Source organism: Sphingomonas sp. BL-S-29 (genome assembly GCF_055521495.1).
Map to the genome: position 1 here is coordinate 1,790,526 of NZ_CM145482.1, position 20,166 is coordinate 1,810,691.

Sequence of the window (20,166 nt, forward strand, 5' to 3'; positions counted from 1 at the left end):
CGGCGAATCGGCGATTTCCGACCCGCCTTTCCCGCATATTTGTTTGCCGCGACATACTTGCGCCGGCGGCCAGGGCCCGCCATCATCGAACCATGGGAATCATCGTCAACATCATCTCGTTCCTGATCGGGCTGGTCGCGTTGCCGATCGCGCTGGTCGGGCTGGTGCCGTTCCTGGGCATCGCGAATTATTTCGCGATCCCCATCGCGGCGTTCGGCACGCTCGTCGGCATATTGTCGGGCTACAAATCGGGCCGGAACTTCAACATCATCGTCATCATCATCGCGATGATCCGCCTGTTCCTGGGTGGCGGCCTCATCTGAAACGCGGGCCCATGGCTCAAACGAAAGGGCCCGGCGATCGCTCGCCGGGCCCTTCGTCGTTTCGGGCCGATCGTCGAGAATCAGGCGTTGAGGCGATGGGTCAGGGTGATTTCCGCGTTCAGCACCTTGGACACCGGGCAATTCGCCTTGGCGTCCGCCGCGATCTCGGCGAACTGGTCAGCGTCGATCCCGTCGATCGTTGCGCTGAGGTCCAGGTCGGAACGGGTGATGGTGAAGCCGTCACCCTGCTTTTCGAGCGTCACCTTCGCGCTCGTCTCCAGCGTGCCGCCCGAGAAGCCGGCGCGGGCGAGGGCGAAGCTCAGTGCCATGGTGAAGCAGCTGGCATGCGCTGCCGCGATCAGCTCCTCGGGGTTGGTGCCCGGGCCTTCCTCGAACCGGCTGCTGAACCCATAGGGCGTGTCGGCAAGCGCGCCTGATTGAGTCGAGACGTGGCCGACGCCGTCCTTGCCGAAGCCCTGGTACCGGGCCGATCCGCTGCGAGTCGTCATATTGGGTCTCCTGCGATGGGGAGGCCCGAATACACGAAGGGCGCGACTTGCGCCGCGCCCTTCACCGTTATTTCCGTAAAAGAAATCGTTTAGCGGCAGCGACGCTTGCTGCCGCCGCGATCGATCTCGCGACCGGCGAGTCCGCCCAGGACCGCGCCGCCAAGCGTGCCGACCGTGCGGTCGCCGCTGGTGTCGATCGTGCGGCCGAGCAGGGCGCCGCCCACCGCGCCGACGAGCAGACCGGTCGTGCCGTCCGACTTGCGGCAATAGGTGCGGCCGTCACGACCGCGCCATTCCTTGTACCTGTACTGCTTGCGGGCTTCGGCGCTGCTGACCGGAACGGCCATGGTTGCCGGGATCACCAGCGAGGCGGCAACAGCCGCCATGATCATCTTACGCATCTTCTACTCCCTTGCCTTGAATCAATATCAGGGGCGTAACGCTTCCGGTTTGGCCGAAGTTGCATGAACCTAAAACAACGTGCCGTTCATCGCCGCGCGGGATCGGAGAGGGAGCGGATTCTTCTCCACGATATCCACGTTATCCACAGCCGCGGCGAATCGTTTGGCTCTTTGCACGACTCGGATTCGATGACAGCATCATGACTGTAAGCGGACGATGAGGAAGCGAGAAATCGCAGAGACATCAGTCACTTGCACCAAGGTTGTGGAAAGGTGCCGCAAGGAAACCGTTCATGATGTTGGGGGAGTGTCGGACCACGCAGGAAGGCCCGCCATCGCGCAAGCGAAGGCCTGGCGGACAGGCGAGGAAAGATGTTCCAAGCGTCCTTTTCGATCCCAGCGATGGGGAAGGGCGTGGCCGTGAAGACCGGATACGCGCCGCCTCGCAACGGGTGGAAGGTGGTTCGGAGATAGTGGCCAAAGCGCGATTGTCGGGTTTCGGCCTGATGATCGAGCTGGCCGCCGGAGGTCGCGGCGCTGAGGCCCGCAAGGGTATCGCGCCCGACCCCGGTGACCAAAATGCGAAGCCTGATGCCGTTCGCGGCATGGGTGGAGCATGCCGCCGAAACCAGAGGGCGCGGGCGTCTCTTCGGAGGAGCCAAGCGGATCGAAGTCCGGCGACAGGGGGTCGGCAGCGATGCCGGCCCCCATTTTGCGTTCGCGCGCTTCCCGGCAGTGCGGATGCGCGAGCCCTGCGCGGGCCAAACTTGCTTCTCCCAGGAACGACGTCGCCCGCGCAGGCTCGCTAGCCGGCCAGCAATTCCTTCGCCCGGGCGCAATCCTTTTCCATCTGGGCAGTCAGGGCTTCGAGGGTGTCGAATTTCGCCTCGGGGCGGAGGAAATCGACCAGCGCGATCTCGATCGTCTGGTTGTACAGGTCGCCGGAGAAATCGAAGAAATAGGGTTCGAGCAGCTCGCGCGGGGGATCGAAGCTGGGGCGGACGCCGAGATTGGCCGCGCCGTCGAGCACGCGTCCGTCGGGCAGCCGCCCGCGCACCGCGTAGATGCCGTAAGCGGGGCGCAGATAATTGCCCATCTCGATATTGGCGGTGGGGTAGCCGATCTGTCGGCCGCGCTTGTCGCCATGCTGGACCACGCCCTCGATCGCGAACGGCCGGGTGAGCAGCCGCGCCGCCCCGCGCGGATCGCCGGCGATGAGCAGGTCGCGGATCCGGCTCGACGATACTTCCTCGCCGTCCAGTTCGACCGGGGCGACGGTATCGACCGAAAAGCCGTTCTTCGCGCCGAGATCGGCGAGGACGTCGACATTGCCGCCGCGCGCCTTGCCGAAGGTGAAATCCTCACCCGTCACCACGCCGCCCACGCCAATCTTGTCGAGCAGGCGATCAGCGACGAACTCCATCGCGGTCAGGCCAGCGAGCGCCGCGTCGAAGCGGAACACGATCATCGCGTCGGCGCCGGCGCCGGCGAACAGCTCTTCGCGCTGGTCGAGCGTGGTCAGGCGAAAGGGCGCGGCATCGGGCTTGAAATGCCGCACGGGATGCGGATCGAAGGTGGCGACCAGCACGGGACGGCCTTCCGCACGGGCGCGCTCGACCGCGCGGCCGACCACTGCCTGATGCCCCATGTGGAACCCGTCGAAATTCCCCAGCGCGACGATCCCGCCCCGAAGTTCGGGAGGCACCACCGAGCCGCCGTCAAGCCGCTCCATGAGTTCGGGCATAGGGATGGGAAGCGAGAGACACAATCCTTCCCGTGCCTGGGCTGGTCAGGAAGGCGCGATCCCCGCTTTCAGTACCCGCAACACATTGCCGCCCATCACCTTGGCGATATCCGCGTCCGAGAAACCCCGGTCGATCAGCGCCTGAGTCACCGCCACGACCTGGCTCGCGTCGAAGCCGGTGGTCACCGCGCCGTCGAAATCGGAGCCAAGACCGACATGGTCGATCCCGACCACATCCCGCACATGCGCGACCGCCGCCGCGACCGCCTCTGGCCTGGTGGAGCAGATCGCCGCGTCCCAATAACCGATGCCGATTACCCCGCCGGTCTTCGCGATGCCGCGGATCTCGTCGTCGGTGAGGTTGCGGTTGACCTTGCAGGTTGCCTGCACGCCGGTGTGGCTGGCGACGATCGGACGCCTGGCCATGGCGATCACCTGCGCCGTCGTCGCATGGCTCGAATGCGCGACGTCGACGACCATGCCGAGCTTCTCCATTCGCCGCACGACCTGCACGCCCAGCGGCGAGAGGCCGCCCTTGGCGACGCCGTGCATCGATCCGGCCACGTCATTGTCGAAGAAGTGCGCCAGCCCCGCCATGCGGAACCCCGCCGCATGGAGCCGGTCGAGATTGGCGAGCTTGCCTTCCAGATCCTGCAGCCCCTCGATCGAGAGCATGCCGCCCACCACCTTGTTCCCCGCGGCACGATCCGCCAGCAGCGTGTCGAGCTGCGCCGGGGTGCGGATCACGCGGAACTGGCCGTTCGACGCGGCGGCATAACGGTCGAGCTTGGTCGCGTGCCACAAGGAGCGTTCGAGCAGCGAAACCCAGGTCCGCGGCGGCTGGAGATCAGCGATGACGAGCGAGGTGATATTGTCACTGTCGGCGGTGTTGGCGTCGTAATTCTGGCCCTTGGGCGTCTTGGTCACCGAGGAGAAGACCTGCAGCGCGTAATTGCCCTGGATCAGCCGGGGCAGATCGACCTGGCTGCGATCGACCCGGTCGAGCAGGCTGCGTTTCCACAACAGCGTGTCGGCATGCATGTCGGCCACTTGCAAGGTCGCGTGGAGCGCGCGGGCGCGCGGCGTGATCTTCAGCGCGACCGGCTCGACCTTGTTCATCGAGCGTTCGATCATCGCCGGGGCCAGGGTGAAGAAGGCGATCGCGGCGATCAGAATCAGGGCGAGGATGCCCCAGAGCCATTTGCGCATGTCACCCCTCCGCGATGTCGGCATCACAGGTGCCGATCTGTCCGATGGGTATGCGGGACGACGGGCCCTGGAACAAGACGGCGATCGCGATGCCCGCTCTGACCAACTGCTCCGGCCTTTGCCGGGGAAAGAGATACCGGCCTATCGTTCCAGCGTCACGAAACCATAGGCCGGTCGCTCACCCTCTGCAGGATGCTCCTCGCGCCCGACCTCGCGCCAGCCGGTGAAGGCAGGGACGGTCGCATCGCCCTCAGGCGCGGCATGGACCTCGGTCAGCTCGACGCGGTCGGCGCGGCCGAGGAACAGCGCGAAGATCTCCGCACCGCCGATCACGGCGATGTCAGGGGCGTCGGCCAGCGCGATGGCGGCTTCGACTGAATGCGCCACTTCGGCGCCCGGCGCCGACCAGCGGCCATCGCGGGTCAGGACGATGTGGCGGCGGCCGGGCAGGGGGGCCGGAAAGCTCTCGAAGGTCTTGCGGCCCATGATCATCGGCTTGCCCATGGTCTGGGCCTTGAAGCGCCTGAGATCGGCGGGCAGGCGCCAGGGCAGCCCTCCATCGCGCCCGATCACGCCATTGTCGGCGCGGGCGAGGTGGAGGGTGATGCGGGGTGGAATCGACATGAGCCGCTTATGCGACGGGCGCGGCGAGGGTGCCACCGCCTTGTGCCGTTCATGACGGGATCGCCCTCGGCGCGCACGTACAGGCAAGTTTCTTCACGGGCTCGGCAGCGGTCTGGCTCGCCAGCAATTGCAGCAGCGCGGCGGCGAGGGTGGCCGTGATGATGGTGTAATGGATTTCCCGCACGCTTTATCTCCCTTTTTCCCTGTCCGACTACACATGTAATCGTTCGACTGAACGGCGGCTGAATCACCGCGGGAGATGGAGCCGGTCGCGGCGATATTGGCCGTTGCGCGAGGCAGGCCGCCTGTTAGGCTCGCCATTCAGGCATCGGGGGGTGGACATGAACGAACTGAAGACGCCGGGCGTCTATGTCGAGGAGCTGCCCGGCTTTCCGCCCTCGATTGCCGGGGTGCCGACCGCCATTCCCGCCTTTATCGGCTATAGCGAGAAGGCGATCGAGCCGGACAGTGGCGCATCGCTCGAGAACCGGCCGACGCAGATCGCCTCGCTGATCGACTATCAGACCTTTTTCGGCATGGGCTGGAGCGGCGACGCGACTGGAATCGCCCCGATTCTCTGGGAGAGCCTCGCCCTGTTCTTCGGCAATGGCGGCGGCAATTGTTATGTGGTGTCGGTCGGCAGCTTCGCCGATTTCACCGCCGATCTGGGCGAGGGCGGGCTGGCGCCGCAGCGTCTCGGCACCGGCCTCGATGTCGTCGCGCGGCAGAATGGGCCCACCCTGCTCGTCGCGCCGGATGCGCTGGCGATGGCCGAGGCGGACTATCATTCCTTTGCCTGCGCGATGGTGAATCAGGGCGCTGCATTGCGGGACCGATTCGCGATCCTCGACGTGCCGGGTGGCCGCGATCCGGCCAACGACACGCCCGCGCTGATCGATGACGCCATCTCCCGCTTCCGCGCCGGCATGGCGCTGGAGGGTGACGCGCACAGCTATGGCGCGAGCTATTTCCCGTTCCTCGACGCGGTGATCGGCGGCAATCGGCGGATCATGCCGGCCTCTCCTGCGATGGCCGGCCTCTATGCGGATACCGATAGCAGCCGCGGCGTGTGGAATGCGCCGGCGAATCTCTCGGTCGCGATGGTCGACGGCGTGACGATCCCGATCAACGATGCCGAGCAGGGCGACATGAATGTGCCGGTGGACGGGCTGGCGGTAAACGCGACCCGGCTGTTCCCCGGCCGGGGCGTCGTGATCTGGGGCGCCCGCACGCTCGACGGCAACAGCAACGATTATCGCTACATCCAGGTGCGGCGGACGCTGATCTATATCGAACAGTCGATCAAGGCGGCGCTCCAGCCCTTCGTCTTCGCGCCCAATACGCAACGGACCTGGGCGAGCGTGACCGCGATGATCTCGAATTTCCTGACCGGGCTCTGGGCGCAGGGCGGCCTGATGGGCGACAAGGCGTCGGACGCGTTTCAGGTCCGGGTGGGACTGGGATCGACGATGACCGGACAGGATATATTGGACGGCATGATGCGCGTCTCCGTCGCCTTGCAGATGATCCATCCGGCCGAGTTCATCGTGCTCGACTTCACGCAGCAGATGGCGGGCTCCGACTAGACCGCGACGGGCGCCTTGATGTGCGCCTGCGCCTCATATCCGACGAGGCGGAAATCCTCATACTCATATTGGTCGATCCCGCCCGGTTTGCGCAGGATCTCGAGCCGCGGCAGCGGACCCGGCTCGCGCGAGAGCTGCTCGCGCGCCTGATCGAGATGGTTGGAATAGAGATGGCAGTCGCCGCCGGTCCAGATGAACTCGCCCGGCTCGAGTCCGCATTGCTGCGCGAGCATATGGGTGAGCAGCGCATAGCTGGCGATGTTGAACGGCACGCCGAGGAAGATGTCGGCCGAGCGCTGGTAGAGCTGCAGCGACAGCCGGCCGTTCGCGACATGAGTCTGGAACAGGCAGTGGCAGGGCGCGAGCGCCATGGCGTGAAGGTCGCCGGGGTTCCAGGCGGTGACGATCTGGCGGCGCGAGGCGGGGCTGGTCTTTATCTGCCCGATCAGGTCCTTGATCTGGTCGATATGGCCGCCATCGGTTGCGTCCCAGTCGCGCCATTGCTTGCCATAGACCGGCCCGAGCTCGCCTTCCTCATCCGCCCATTCGTTCCAGATGCTCACCTTGCGGTCCTGCAGCCACTGGACGTTGGTGTCGCCGCGCAGGAACCATAGCAGCTCGACGATGATCGAGCGGAGGTGGAGCTTCTTGGTGGTGAGGACGGGGAAGCCCTTCGCCAGGTCGAAGCGCATCTGGTGACCGAACACGGAAAGCGTGCCCGTGCCGGTGCGGTCCATCTGTTCCGCGCCGGTGTCGAGCACGCGCTGCATGAGGTCGAGATACTGACGCATGGCCGACCGATAGCGCGGCGCCGGCCCCGCGCCAAGCGATCAGCGCGCGGGCACCGCCAGACCGGCGGCGCCCGCTGACGCCACGACTATTCGGCTGCGACGGTCTCTTCCGGATCATTGGCTGCGGCCGGGCTACCCAGCATCGCCATGCCCTTTTCGGACAGCATCATGCCGATCAGCGCCTGGATCGAACCGCCGTTTTCGCCGCGTTCGCCGCCGGTGTTGATCTGCACCCGCGGGACGATGTCGACGCCCGACTTCTCCAGCGCCTCGGCGAGCCGCTCGATCACCTGGCGCGTCAGCTGATATTGCGCGCCGCCCGAGGCAGCCGCCTGCTTCTCGATCGTCTCGGCCGTCGCCAGACCGGTCTTGGTGATGCGGTCCGCCTCGGCACCTGCCAGCGCCACGACCTTCGCCGCTTCGCCCTCGCCGATGATCCGGATGCGGTCCGACTCGGCTTTGGCCAAGGTGCGCGTCTGCTCCGCATCCTGAGTCGCGCGCTTCACGGCTGCCTTGCCCTGATTCTCCTGCACGGTGATCGAGAGCTCGGACTCGGTGATCGCGGTCTGCTGATGCGCGCGGGCCTGAGCCTCGCGAAGCTCCTTCTCGCCCTGCGCCGCGACGCGCTGCTTCTGATAGGTCGCGACCTGTTCCTCGGCGACCTGGCGTTCGCGCAACTGCTGCAGCACTTTCTCGATCTGGTCGTTGCCGGCGGCGGCACGGGGCGTGCCGATCAGCACCTCCTGCAATTCCAGATTATAGCCGCTGAACTTGGCGCGCATCTGATCGCCGGCCTGCTCCTGGATGTCGGAGCGTTCCTGCAACAGCTCGATCAGCGTGCGCTTCTGCGCGACGTTCTTGAAATAGGCCGAGACCATCGGGTCGAGCGTCTGTTCGACCAGCTTCCTGATGTCGCCGAAGCGCTGAATCACCAGCGGCGCCTTGCGGTAATCGATATGCACCACGACCGAGAGCGGCAGGGTCGGTTCAAACGCGTCGCGGGTGATCAGCGACACTTCGGACAGATTCTCGTCGAGCTTGTGCTGTCCGGTCGTGTCCGCATCCCATTTCAAGATGAAGTTGGTGGTCGGCACGATGACGATCTTGCCGGCATAGGTGTTGAAGGCATATTTGCCCGGCAGCAGCGGATCGCTCCAGACGCCGCGGGTGCCCCGATCGACCAGCTCGCCGTGCCGGTAATCGTCGCCCGAGGTGTCGGCGCCGCTGTCGCCGGTATAGCTGATCACCACGCCGACATGGCCGACCTCGATCACGGTCTTTGCGACCATCTCGACCGTCGCGAACAGGCGGTTGATGAAATAGCTGCCCTCGACCAGCACCTGGAGCTGACGCCCGCGACGTCCGCCCGCAGCGATGAACTTCTCGGGATCCTGAAAGCTGTTGTGGAAGGTGGCGGTGTCCGCCTGATCGACGCCGACCTCGGGCGCGATGATCTGGTCGGCGGTGAGCGCCGGACCGTCATGCACCGTCACCACGCCGATCTGGTCGGACGCGTCCTTGATCACCACCGCGCCGAAGCCGGTGCGGTCCTCGATGACGCTCTGCATCTCCGCGAACAGATCGCGGTCGGCGGCCTCGAGCATCAGGCCATAGATATGCTCGCGCGTGATGATGACGAACTGGGCGAGGTTGATGGCATAGGTGCCTTCACGCAGGATCGTGCGCTGCGGACCCTTTTGCCCGCCCTCGCTCAGGAAGGTGCGGACATCGAGGAAATCGGCGGTGCGCAGGTTGCTCGCCAGCGTCTGGGTCGGGCCGAGCGGTGCGCCATCTCGCGCGAAGACGTAACCGACCTGGCCTTGCGGGATAGTAACCAGCGGCTGCGCGTGAATCCGGTACTGAAACGGGATGAAGAAGTGATAGCCGCCACGCAACACCTCGGGCTGATATCCTGCCTCTCGATTGAGCGCGATCAGCCCGCCGGGCACGGAACCGCGACGACTCCATAGTTTCTCTACGATGGCGACGCGATTGTTCCCGACATATCGCACGCAGCGAGAGATGGTGAAAAGTAAAACGACGACGAGCACCACGACGGCCGATGCGCCGAGCATGTACATATTTGTCATTTTGTGGGGGTGTCCTTGGGACCTTTAGACGAGCGCAAGAGCCGCGCTCCTAGTCTATTTACGCCTGTTCAGGGCTGGTCTCCAGTGAAATCGGAAGGCCCGTATCGAGATTCGACATAGCGTGCGACGGTCAAGGCATCGCCTTCGTCGAGGCGTCCGCGCTCGGCGCGCAGGGCGGCGACTGCGCGGTCGATCCGATCAAGCGCGACGGCCGCCCTCTCCAGGATCGCGTCGCGGCGCTCGGCCGGCGCGGTGGCCAGGGCCGCTGCGGAGGTGCGCACGATCTCGGCGAGGTCCGCCGACAGCGCCTGGCAACGCGGATCGGCATGGTCGCACGGCGTCGCGGCAAGCCTGTCGAGCGCAGGGGGTGCCCGGTCGCCGTACAGGCGCCGGCCTCCGGCAATGGCCCGGGACAGGCGCTCCGCCGATCGCAGCGCCGCGCGTCGAGGGTCGCGCGCGTCGCGCCGGCGCCGCGATCGGCGAAGCGCCGGGTCGAGCAGCGCGGCGCCGAGCGAGAAGAGCGTGCCGAAGGCGGCATAGAGCGCAAGGAACCAGCCGCTGAACGGCAGGGCCAGTTTCAGGACATCCTCGACCGTCGCGGCGGGCGGGGCGGCGAACAGGCAGGCGAGCGGTACCGTGAGGGTATAGGCGGGCACGGCAAAGTGAAGAAAGGCGCCGGCCACGAGGCGCCATGGCAGGATTGCGTGGTCATCGCCGTCAGGGCCTGGGTCGCCGTTGGCCATGATCGCCTGAGTGGTCAGTCCAGAGCGTTTTCGAGCTGGCTGGAACAGTCAGCGGCTCGGAAAACGCGACAACAAAATCTGGAGCGATTCGACCTTGGTCGAACGCGCTCTAGTGGGGAAGCTTGCACGGCTTGATCGCCCTGGGCTCCGGCCTCGGCCCGACCGCGCGGAAGGTGGCGAGATACCCGCCGGCCGAGGGCATGTCGTACATCCCGACCTGGCTATAGCCGACCGCCGCCATCTCGCAGCGCAGCAGGCCCGGCGGGGTCCCGTGATCCTGAGTCGCGCGGTTGGCGTCGACCACCACGACCAGGCCGTCGGGTTTCAGCGAGGGCCGCATGCGCCAGAGGAATTCATAGGGCTGCTCGATCTCATGGTACATGTGCACCATCAGCACCCGGTCGAAGCTCGCATCGGGCAGGCGTGGATTGGCGGGCAGGCCGAGGCGCACGCTGACATTGTCGAGCCGCTCGCGCGCGACGCGCTCGGCCAGCGCGTCGCGGACGCCGGCGACGATATCCTCGGCGAGCACGCGGCCATCCTTGCCGACACGGGCGGCGGCGCGGATCGTGTAATAGCCCTCGCCGGCGCCGATATCGGCGACGGTCATGCCGGCCTTGAGCCCGGCCTTGTCCATCACCTCGGACGCCTCGTTCAGCCGGTCACGGGCTTCCTCGGTCGACCAGCGCGACGAGATGATATGGGCGACCGGGCGATCCGCGGCGGGGAAGGGGCCGGCCTTGTCCTGTTCCTCGGCGACGCGCGCAGGCCCCGGCTCGCAGGCGGCCAGTGCGAGGAGCAGGCCCATCCCCAGGACCGTTCGTTTCGAGCGCAGTCGAGAAACCGCGGCAGGCGCCACGGTCATGTTGCTCGACTGCGCTCGAAACGAACGGCGGGTGAACAGCCTCAATCGACGTCCTCCACCTCGACCGTCTCGCCGGTCACCCGCTGCGACAGGGCAGCCGCCATGAAGGAATCGAGATCGCCGTCCAGCACGTCGGAGGGGCTGGTCGAGGTCACGCCGGTGCGCAGGTCCTTCACCAGCTGATAGGGCTGGAGCACATAGGAGCGGATCTGGTGGCCCCAGCCGATATCGGTCTTGGTCGCGTTCTCCGCATTGGCGGCGGCTTCGCGGATCTGCAGTTCGCGCTCATAGAGCTTGGCGCGGAGCTGGTTGTACGCCTCGGCCTTGTTCTTGTGCTGGCTGCGCTGGTTCTGGCACTGCACCACGATGCCGGTCGGGATGTGGGTGATGCGCACCGCCGAATCGGTCGTGTTGATGTGCTGCCCGCCCGCGCCCGACGCACGATAGGTGTCGATGCGCAGCTCGCTCTCGTTGATCTCGACCTCGATATTCTCGTCGATGACCGGATAGACCCAGACGCTGGCAAAGCTGGTGTGGCGCCGCGCCGCGCTGTCATAGGGGCTGATGCGGACGAGGCGGTGCACGCCGCTTTCGGTCTTGGCATAGCCATAGGCGTTCTCGCCCTTGACCAGCATCGTCGCCGACTTGATGCCGGCCTGCTCGCCCGAATGCTGGTCGACCAGCTCGACCTTCATGCCATGGCGTTCGGCCCAGCGGGTGTACATGCGCTGCAGCATGCCGGCCCAGTCCTGACTCTCGGTGCCGCCGGCGCCCGAATTGACTTCGATATAGGTGTCGTTGCCGTCGGCCTCGCCGGCGAGCAGCGCCTGGATCTTGTCATGCTCCGCGCGCGACGCGAGATCGGCCAGGCTCCTGGTGCCGTCGGCCGCCATTTCCTCGTCGCCCTCGGCCTCGGCCATCTCGATCAGCTCGGCGGTGTCGTCGAGCTCGGTCTGGATGGCGCGCGTGGCGTTGATCGCCTCTTCGAGACGGCGGCGTTCGCGCATCACCGACTGGGCGAGCTTGGGATCGTTCCAGAGCGCCTGGTCCTCGACGCGCGCGTTCAGCTCGTCGAGCCGCCGGAGCGCGCGATCCCAGTCGAGAAAGCGGCGGAGCAGCGCGAGCGCGTCATTGATGGTGTCGACATGAGCCTGCGCTTCGGCGCGCATGGTGGAAACTCCGGAAAATACTCGTCATGCCGGCAGGAGCCGGCTCACAGGGATAGATAGGGCGGGCTAGTAGATTCCGCCCGTCCTTGGCAAGAAGCGGCTGCTACGGGATGCGATTTGGCGCCCGACCGGCGCGGCTGAAGGCGGTTGCCCGATCAATAGATACCGCCTTCGCGCTGGAGGAAGTCGGAATCGCGCGGTGCCGTTTCCTGGCGCTCGACGGGCTTGGCTTCCTTGGGTTTGTCGGCGGCGGCGTCCGTCTCGAGGTCGCGGCGCGCGCGGCGCGGTTCGCTTTCCGGCTTGAACGCTTCCCAGATCACCGCGGCTTTCGGGTCGCTGGTCGGCCAGGCGCCGAATACCGGCTTGCCCGAGGCGCGATCGATCCTGACCATGCGGATGCCGGCGGGCGCGCGGAACGGGATCTTCTCCATGCCTTCATAGGCCTTGAGCGCGAATTCCTTGAAGATCGGGGCCGCGATGGTGCCGCCCTGGGCATAGCCGCCGAGCCCTGTCGGGGAATCATAGCCGATATAGACGCCGCCGATCATCTGCGGGGTGCCGCCGATGAACCACACATCGGTCGGGCCGGAATTGGTGCCGGTCTTGCCGAACATCGGGCGGTCGAGATCGCGCAGCACGGTCGCGGTGCCGCGCTGGATCACGCCTTCGGCGATATGCACCATCTGATAGGCGCTCTGCGCGTCGACGATCTGGCGGCCGCGCGTCACCGGGCGGGGCATCGGCTTGCCGTTCCAGTCGGGCGCGTTGCAGCGATCGCACGCGCGCCAGTTCTCCGGCCAGATCACCTTGCCGTGACGGTCCTGCACGAAATCGATCAGCGTGGCGGGATGGCCGCGGCCCTGGTTGGCGAGGATCGCATAGGCGTTGACCATGCGCATCACCGTCGTCTCGCCGGCGCCGAGCGCGAAGGAGAGATAGGGCGGATATTTGCCGACGCCGATCTGGTCCATCAGCGACACGACATGCTCCATGCCGGTCTGCGAGGCGGCACGCACCGTCATCAGGTTGCGCGACTGCTCGACACCCCAGCGCATGGTGTGCGGGCCGGAGCCGCCGCCGCCGAAGTTGCGGAAGCATTTCTGGCCGAGCCTCGCGCCCTGATAGACGCAGAACGGCCCGTCGACGATGATCGAGGCGGGCGTCATCCCGCCCTGCAACGCCGCGGCATAGACGATCGGCTTGATCGTGGAGCCGGGCTGGCGCATCGCCTGGGTGGCGCGGTTGAACGACTGGAGGCTCGAATCGAAGCCGCCCTGCATCGCCAGCACGCGGCCGGTCGCGGGTTCCTCGACGACGAAGCCGCCCGAGATCTTCGGCACCGAGCGCAACGCGAAGACGCCGCCCTCCGGCGCGACCGCCAGGATGTCGCCGACCTTCAGCGCGGCGAAGGCCGTGCCGCCCTGGCCGCGCACCGGCATCTGCGCGCCCGAGGCGGGCAGGGTGCCGGTCTGGCCGTTGCCGAAGCCGAGCGTGGCGGAACCGCCGCCGATCGCGGTGACGATCGCGGCGCGCCAGTCGAGATAGTCGAGGCGGAGATTGGTGTTGAGCAGCGCGGACTGCCAGTTGTCGCCCGAAATCTCGACATGGCGCAACGGGCCGCTCCAGCCGCGCCCGCGATCGAACCGGACCAGGCCGTTGCGCAGCGCCGTCTGGGCATCGAGCTGAATCTTCGTGTCGAGCGAGGTGCGTACCCACAGGCCGCCCGAATAGACGCTGTACGGCCCGGCCTTCTCGTCCTCGCCATATTTGTCGATCAGCTGGCGGCGGACTTCCTCGACGAAATAGCCGGCACCGGCGACCTCGGTCTTGGGCGTCTGGCGCGGCACCGCGCCAAGCGGCTCGGCCACGGCCTGATCGTGCTGCGCCTGGGTGATGAAGTCGTTCTTCAGCATTTCGCCCAGCACGTAATTGCGCCGGTCGAGCGCGCGCTGGGTGCTGCGGAACGGATCGTAATTGGATGGGCCCTTGGGCAGGATGGCGAGATAGGCCATCTGCGCGAGGTCGAGCTGGCTCAGTTCCTTGTTGAAATAGGCATAGCTCGCCGCCTCGACGCCGAACGCATTCCGGCCGAGCGCGATCTGGTTGAGATACAGTTCGAGGATCTGCTGCTTGGTCAGCGTATCCTCGATCCGGTAGGCGAGGATCGCTTCCTTGATCTTGCGCGTCGGTGAGTAGGTGTTGCCGATCAGCAGATTCTTGGCGACCTGCTGCGTGATGGTCGATCCGCCCTTGGCGCGGCGGCCGGTGCCCATCTTGGTCGCATAGTCGATCACCGCACCGGCCATGCCGGGATAGTCGACGCCGTGATGCTCGAAAAACGTCTTGTCCTCCGCGGCGAGGAAGGCGCGGACGAGCAGCGGCGGATATTCGGCATAGCTCAGCTCGACGCGGCGCTCGCGGGCATAGCTCTGGACCGGCATGCCGTCGACGCCGCGCACATTGGTCGGCAGGGGCGGCTCATAGGCGCGCAGCTTGTCGACCGAGGGCAGGTCGCTGGCGAAGACATACCAGAAGATCGCATAGACGATGGCGATCAGCACCGCGAGAATGGCGAGCGCCTTGACCCACCAGCGCCCCCAGGCCCGCTCGACGAGACCACGAATTCCCTCCACGTCGCGGCGGAGGCGGAACTTCACGCTGGATTCGGTACTGGTCATACAGGGCCGACGCTCTAGCAAGTTTCTCGGGGCTTGCCAGCCTCAGTCCTTCCATCATGCCGCGCGAGAGGCCGGATCGGGCGGGTAGCGGGCGGCGGGCGGGCTAACCAAAGCCCCCGCGCTGAAAGCGGGGCAGGGGCATGAAGACCGGTTTCGGGGCGGCGGCCGCTTGCGGTGGCGACGGGAAGATGGGTGGCGGAGGCGGCTTCGGGCGAGACGTCGGCTTCGGGCCCGGGGGAGACTGAACGGGCGGCCGAGCCGGGTCCAGATAGGAGGCCGGGTCTTCGTCAGGCCGCCATGCGGGCTCCGCGACCGGATCGTCGTCCGGCCAGTCGTCGAGGTCAGCGTCGGGCTCCAGATCGGGATCGGTATCGGGGGCTTCAGGCATCGGCGCCGGCCGTGGTGCCCACTGCTCCCGCTGCGCGGCGGCTTTTGCGGCCTCATATTGTTCGGAGCGGCGGATGGCCTCCGCCAGCGCTTTCCGGCCGGTGTACGGGTCGTCCTCCGGCGCGCCGATGCCCCATTTGTTCGGCTGGCGCACCCGCAGCCAGTGCAGCGCGGCGCTGGTATCGGGCGGGAAGTGATGCCGATAGGTCGCGTAGACGGGTTTGGCATCGCCCGCGCCCATGAAGACCCTGGTGCGCTCGACCGAGCAGCCGACGGCGCGGGAATAGAGCGCGCGTTCGACCCGGGCATCGGCATGCTCCTTGCCGACGACCACGGCCTCGGCGAATTCCTCATGCGTGTTGCGCCAGCGATAGATGGTGCGCACGCACACCCCGAAATGCTCGGCGAGCTCCTCGTCGGTCGCGCCGAGACGGCACATGGCGTCGGCCTCGTCAGCGAATTTCGGCTCGTAGATCATGGCGCCGGGATAGCGGAGTGTGGGGGAGGTTTGAATCGATGGGTGATGGGAGAAATGTCATGCGGGTTGCTGACATTTTCGGGTGGCGGCGATATCCCTTAATATCTGTTGTAAATCAATATGTTATTGGATAAGTCAGAGCCTGACAGCGTCGGAGGTGGGCAAATTGTGTCCGGTAGCGAAGATTGCGGTCTTTGCGCATGGCAGGAAGGCGCCCCAATTGCGGTCGTTTCCACCGTCGATATTTGTCCCTCAAAGCTGCCGTTCTCACGAGCCCTCCGTCGCGCGCCCACGAAGGTCCGCACCTGGGGACAAAGCCGTCGTTCCCGGTTCGCCACTCAAAGGGCCGCTTTTGGCAAGAGCGGACTCTGCATCTTTACGCGGATGCGATAGTCGATTGATTTAATCCGGGCCGGTAGCGGGCGGTCTGCTTTCGCCAGCTGCTGGCGGAATAAGGACGCGCAGTCGGGTCTCTGCCGCGAGGCAAATCCGGCGTCAGATGCCGAAGTCACGCCACCCCATTGCGGCCCTCGCCGATATTGTGTCCTGTGTTGGGATGAACGCCATCATCAACTCCATAAGCGACCGCGAGATAGCATCGGCAATCTGGTTCGCGGTCTTTGTGGCTTTCGTGCTGATCGACAAATCTACGCGCGATAGCTTGGGCGCTGTGATAAGGGCGCTGTTCCAGCCTGCGCTTATCACACCACTTGGGATCGCCGCACTTTACGCTACCGGCGAGATTTTCCTGGTCAGCTATATGGGTTGGTGGTCAGTCGCAAATTTGAAAACCACTATTCTTTGGCTCGTGACGTTCGCTTTCGTCACCATGTTCGAGGTGGCGACGGCCAAGAACCGCAAGGCGGGGCTCGGCAAGATCACAGCGGAAATCCTCAGCGTGGCGGTGTTGGTCACCTTCATCGCGGAACTCTACAGCTTCCCGCTGATCGTGGAGCTGATCGCCCTGCCGTTGGTCACCATCGTCGTCCTGATGGCGGAGATGGCCAAGCATAAACCAGAGCACGCGCCCGTCGCCAAACTTATGGGCTGTCTCTCCGGCCTGATCGGATTTTCCTATATCGGGTTCAGCCTGTGGAAGTCGGTCGAATTGTGGCGCGACACGTTCACATGGACGAACTGGCTTGAACTGGTCATCCCGATCATCTTGTCGGTCGCCTTCCTGCCGTTCCTGTACGCGTGGCGGACCTATGTCGCTTATAATGAGATGTTTACGACCATCTCGATCTTCGGGATCGACAAGGCGCTGGTTCCCTATGCACGGTGGCTGGCGATCACGCGCATTCGAACCGATCTCGATCTGCTGGAACGCTGGCGAAAATCGATCCAATCGGCACGCCCGGCGAACAAGGTTGAGCTGAAGCACACGCTGACGGCGCTGCTGGCATTAAAGGAACGGGAAGCGAGCCCTCCCGCCGTGCCGCCAAAAGAAGGATGGTCGCCCTATCTGGCGACGCAGTTCCTAGCGGACGTGGGCGTGGACACGGGCCATTATAATCACCGGTACGAGGATGAATGGGGCGCTTCGAGCCCGATGCGCGAGCTCGGAAAGGGTGACGGCATCTGGCGCAACAACATCGCCTATTACATTGACGGCACGCAACACGCGGCGACGGTTCTGAAGGTGAAGCTTAACGTCAACGTGACTGCCGACCGCGCCGAGGCCGAAGATGTGTTTATCCTCCACGCCATGCACCTGCTCGAGCAGGCAGTGAGTTTCGACGCCGTGGAACGGCTCAAGATGCAGATCGCGTCGCTGAAGGATTTTCAGGCCGACATCCCGTTCGGATCGGTGTCGCTAGCGCGTGAAAATTTCGACGGCGGCGCCATTAAGAACGGATATTCGTGGATGTTCACAGTGAGACGGGGCATGGCTGCTACGCGGTTGAACGGATGACCGCTATCAGCTGGCTGGGAACTGCTTCGGAACGGCAGCTTTGGGCCATCTATGCCAGGCCGCATTGCGCCGTGCCAATGGCTGGTTCTGGCGGAAGCTGCCGTTCGAAGGCCGATAGGCGAACGACGCATTTTGGTCGTAAGCTGCCGCAGCGAGCCGAAACCGCGAAGAAGGACTTGAACGCGAGAATCTCTGTGGCCAATGACGGCCGTGGAGAAGAACGATGGGACATTCACACTACGACCCCGCCATGCAGAACCGGCCTGCATGGAATGCTGGGAAGATGGTCGGCACTAAGCGGCCACTCACACAGAAACAGATCTGGCGGTGCGATTTTTTCTCGATCGTGAACGGCGGCTCCGTGATCGGGCGCTTTTCGACCTCGCGCTAGACAGCAAGCTGCGTGGCTGCGACCTGGTCAAGATCAAGATCGGCGATGTCGTCTCCGGTGCCGAGATCAGAACCAGGTCGATTATCATCCAGCAGAAGACCGGCCGACCCGTCCAGTTCGAGCTGACGGCCGACGTCCGCGCGAGCCTGCTTGCGTGGTTAGAGCGGCGTGGCGGCACTGTCGACGATTATGCTTTTCCAAGCCGCGTCGATCGCACGGGCCATTTAAGAACCCGACAATATGCCCGCCTTATCGATGAGTGGGTCACCGCGGCCGGCCTGCGACTCGCTGAATATGGGACTCACTCACTTCGGCGCACAAAGGCGGCAATGATCTATCGGGCAACCGGCAACATCAGGGCCATCCAAATCCTGCTCGGACACACCAAGATCGAAAACACCGTCAGGTACCTCGGCGTGGACGTCGAAGACGCGCTCTTACTCGCGGAAAGGACAGAAATCTGATCCCGGCGGCCCGTCGTCGACTCGACGGGCCGTTATAACAGTCGGTCAGAGATGCGCCCCAATGTCGGGCGTTCGAGGGTTCTCGGCCCGGCTTGCAGAGCGGCCGTTCATTGCGCGATGTGCGAAGGACGATAAGGGCGGAGCGCCGACTTTCGCTGCGCACAGAATGAATGACTGCGACACAGGGCAGAGCTGCCAGTCGTCGTTCCCCAGATTATTTTCGATGTTTGCGGAAATTCTCAAAGTGGAAACTGAGGCTCTTCGCGGACACTTCATCAGTGAGCGTCTTACCGCGAAGGCTTTGGTAATCCGACGATGCAATCCGCTCTGAAACCTCGATAATCTTCGTCTCGGGGTCGATCGAAATCAGGTGCGCATCAAAGAGCTTGTGAATGTCGCTCCGCAACAGAAGCCCGTTCTCGGGCTTGTCCCGATCGGCAAACCGTTCGGCGTACGGTATGATATGGGCAGCTTCCAAAACCGAAAGTTCGCTTGTCCCAGTGATCGCGCAGCGGTTCGGGCGTTTGCTCAAGAGGGCCTGCCGGAACGCGCTCTGGTATCGCCGCAGAACCACTTGGCGCAGGGCCGTAGTGTCTTCGATCTTCTCAAGGTTCACGGACTCGTGCGGGTCCGGGTTCTGGTTCTCATACTGCGCGATCTTGTGAACCTTCTCCCGAACGGCGGACAGAAGCGAGTCCACATCGCTATCGGAGATCGGCCAAATCCGGCTGTGGCGGCTCGCTCCCATACTGGCAATGAACGTCCCGTCATCCTTGTGGGCTTCTAAGAGTTCCTTCCCAACGGGGCGCTCGAATAACACCGCATCCAGCACCCGCGCGTGGCGATCCGGCTGCATGGGACCGAACTCTACCAAGGCCGTCAAACCCCGCCCGCGCTCGCCGTCCTTCTCCTGCTCATGCAGCCACACGAAGCCCCGGAAGCCCGTGGTCAAAATCTCGTCTGCATAGCTGTTCTCATTGTGAAGATCGGGCAAGGTTGCATCCCGATCGACCCAGCTTTCGGCCGAGGGGCGAACTCCCGGCTCTCTGAATAGCTCGATTGAGCTGGATTTGACGAAGAACTGAATGTCCTGCCGCCGGAACTCCTGCACCTTGCTCGCCCCGAGCTTTAACCGCTCCTGTGCGGCCGCAATCACGTCCAGGGGGAACCGCTCCGGGTATTTGATGACCAAGGCTTCATAGCTCTGATCCGGGTCAACCTCCTCGAACCCGGCGGAGGCGTTCAAGACCCGGGAGGAAATCACCGAGACCGCGCCCATTAACTTGATGTCCCGGGGTTCATACCCGAGCCCCGCCCGCTGGCCTTGGTTGCGCTTGACCTCCTGCCAATGATCGTAAACCCGGGCGAGATCGTTTTCCAACGGATCGGCGCTGCCTCTCAAGGCTTTCATTACTTCGGACATGCGGTCTCTTGCGCTCGGCTTTTCAAGGGATGATTCTTAGAACTCCGGAGAATAGTCGCAACTCAAATGGTAGTCTCGCTCCCAACGTTGGGTTGCTTGAAATCGCAATTCTTCTTCGAGGAATAACTGCCGCTTCGGGCTGACATCAGTCGTGTCCCGCGCCTCGTTCGAAGGTCCCCAGAGGGCCGAAGCGACTATGCGCCGACTAAGTGCGAATGTCTGCTTCGCCAATCGCCTAGCTCAAAACCTGCGAGTCTTCTGACGGCCCAATACGCGCCCGTCCGCTAATTGCCGCAACCCCGGCAAACGGACCGAGCCAGCGATCAGTTGAGACCCACATGGCAGCACGATCGTGCGCCGGTTCGTTCATGAACGC

General features: G+C 64.6%; 17 protein-coding genes and 1 pseudogene. 4 read left to right on the plus strand and 14 right to left on the minus strand.

Annotated elements, in window-relative coordinates:
* Nucleotides 1–92 precede the first annotated feature (92 nt).
* The gene (locus ACZ1I2_RS08620) at nucleotides 93–323 is read left to right on the plus strand and encodes a hypothetical protein (protein WP_465170090.1); all 231 of its coding nucleotides are present in this window, start codon (nucleotides 93–95) and stop codon (nucleotides 321–323) included.
* An 80-nt stretch (nucleotides 324–403) separates the two neighbouring features.
* On the opposite strand, the gene ACZ1I2_RS08625 is transcribed toward ACZ1I2_RS08620, so the two are convergent.
* The 6 genes from ACZ1I2_RS08625 to ACZ1I2_RS08650 all read right to left on the minus strand — a co-directional run bounded on the left by ACZ1I2_RS08625 (nucleotide 404) and on the right by ACZ1I2_RS08650 (nucleotide 4,994).
* Nucleotides 404–832: an OsmC family protein gene (locus ACZ1I2_RS08625; protein WP_465170089.1), complete on the minus strand. Its 429-nt coding sequence runs from the start codon at nucleotides 830–832 to the stop codon at nucleotides 404–406.
* Between the two features lie 89 nt (nucleotides 833–921).
* A complete protein-coding gene (locus ACZ1I2_RS08630) occupies nucleotides 922–1,233 on the minus strand; it encodes a glycine zipper 2TM domain-containing protein (RefSeq protein ID WP_465170088.1) in 312 nt (103 codons plus the stop codon).
* Between the two features lie 805 nt (nucleotides 1,234–2,038).
* Entirely contained in the window at nucleotides 2,039–2,965 is a 927-nt protein-coding gene (locus tag ACZ1I2_RS08635) for a bifunctional riboflavin kinase/FAD synthetase (RefSeq protein WP_465173981.1), read from the minus strand.
* Nucleotides 2,966–3,022: 57 nt separating this feature from the next.
* A complete protein-coding gene (locus tag ACZ1I2_RS08640) occupies nucleotides 3,023–4,186 on the minus strand; it encodes a dipeptidase (protein WP_465174401.1) in 1,164 nt (387 codons plus the stop codon).
* Between the two features lie 141 nt (nucleotides 4,187–4,327).
* Nucleotides 4,328–4,810: a dihydrofolate reductase gene (locus tag ACZ1I2_RS08645; protein ID WP_465174400.1), complete on the minus strand. Its 483-nt coding sequence runs from the start codon at nucleotides 4,808–4,810 to the stop codon at nucleotides 4,328–4,330.
* A gap of 49 nt (nucleotides 4,811–4,859) precedes the next feature.
* Nucleotides 4,860–4,994, minus strand: coding sequence for a hypothetical protein (locus tag ACZ1I2_RS08650; protein ID WP_465174399.1), 135 nt, complete (start codon nucleotides 4,992–4,994; stop codon nucleotides 4,860–4,862).
* Nucleotides 4,995–5,151: 157 nt separating this feature from the next.
* Here ACZ1I2_RS08650 and ACZ1I2_RS08655 point away from each other — a divergent pair, with 157 nt between their 5' ends.
* The gene (locus ACZ1I2_RS08655) at nucleotides 5,152–6,396 is read left to right on the plus strand and encodes a phage tail sheath family protein (protein WP_465174398.1); all 1,245 of its coding nucleotides are present in this window, start codon (nucleotides 5,152–5,154) and stop codon (nucleotides 6,394–6,396) included.
* Here ACZ1I2_RS08655 and ACZ1I2_RS08660 read toward each other — a convergent pair.
* From ACZ1I2_RS08660 to ACZ1I2_RS08690, 7 genes are all read right to left on the minus strand, one after another.
* Nucleotides 6,393–7,187 carry a thymidylate synthase gene (locus ACZ1I2_RS08660; RefSeq protein WP_465174397.1) on the minus strand — a complete coding sequence of 265 codons (795 nt, stop codon included), beginning with the start codon at nucleotides 7,185–7,187 and terminating at the stop codon, nucleotides 6,393–6,395. The genes ACZ1I2_RS08655 and ACZ1I2_RS08660 overlap by 4 nt on opposite strands.
* A gap of 86 nt (nucleotides 7,188–7,273) precedes the next feature.
* Complete coding sequence (locus ACZ1I2_RS08665; RefSeq protein ID WP_465174396.1) at nucleotides 7,274–9,277, minus strand: SPFH domain-containing protein; 2,004 nt, start codon at nucleotides 9,275–9,277, stop codon at nucleotides 7,274–7,276.
* A gap of 68 nt (nucleotides 9,278–9,345) precedes the next feature.
* Nucleotides 9,346–10,020 (minus strand): hypothetical protein, encoded by a 675-nt coding sequence (locus ACZ1I2_RS08670; protein WP_465174395.1) that lies wholly within the window; start codon nucleotides 10,018–10,020, stop codon nucleotides 9,346–9,348.
* 109 nt (nucleotides 10,021–10,129) lie between these two features.
* Complete coding sequence (locus tag ACZ1I2_RS08675; protein WP_465170080.1) at nucleotides 10,130–10,828, minus strand: class I SAM-dependent methyltransferase; 699 nt, start codon at nucleotides 10,826–10,828, stop codon at nucleotides 10,130–10,132.
* A 98-nt stretch (nucleotides 10,829–10,926) separates the two neighbouring features.
* Nucleotides 10,927–12,054, minus strand: coding sequence for a peptide chain release factor 2 (gene prfB, locus ACZ1I2_RS08680; RefSeq protein ID WP_465170079.1), 1,128 nt, complete (start codon nucleotides 12,052–12,054; stop codon nucleotides 10,927–10,929).
* 155 nt (nucleotides 12,055–12,209) lie between these two features.
* Nucleotides 12,210–14,732: a penicillin-binding protein 1A gene (locus ACZ1I2_RS08685; protein WP_465174394.1), complete on the minus strand. Its 2,523-nt coding sequence runs from the start codon at nucleotides 14,730–14,732 to the stop codon at nucleotides 12,210–12,212.
* A 103-nt stretch (nucleotides 14,733–14,835) separates the two neighbouring features.
* Complete coding sequence (locus ACZ1I2_RS08690) at nucleotides 14,836–15,597, minus strand: helix-turn-helix domain-containing protein (RefSeq protein WP_465174393.1); 762 nt, start codon at nucleotides 15,595–15,597, stop codon at nucleotides 14,836–14,838.
* A 556-nt stretch (nucleotides 15,598–16,153) separates the two neighbouring features.
* On the opposite strand from ACZ1I2_RS08690, the gene ACZ1I2_RS08695 reads away from it, so the two are divergent.
* Both ACZ1I2_RS08695 and ACZ1I2_RS08700 read left to right on the plus strand, forming a co-directional pair.
* Nucleotides 16,154–17,512, plus strand: a complete 1,359-nt coding sequence (locus tag ACZ1I2_RS08695; RefSeq protein WP_465174392.1) for a hypothetical protein — start codon at nucleotides 16,154–16,156, stop codon at nucleotides 17,510–17,512.
* Nucleotides 17,513–17,735: 223 nt separating this feature from the next.
* Nucleotides 17,736–18,367: pseudogene (locus ACZ1I2_RS08700) on the plus strand (tyrosine-type recombinase/integrase).
* 214 nt (nucleotides 18,368–18,581) lie between these two features.
* Here the strand turns inward: ACZ1I2_RS08700 and ACZ1I2_RS08705 are convergent.
* Nucleotides 18,582–19,790, minus strand: a complete 1,209-nt coding sequence (locus tag ACZ1I2_RS08705) for an HNH endonuclease (protein ID WP_465174391.1) — start codon at nucleotides 19,788–19,790, stop codon at nucleotides 18,582–18,584.
* Nucleotides 19,791–20,166: the final 376 nt, after the last annotated feature.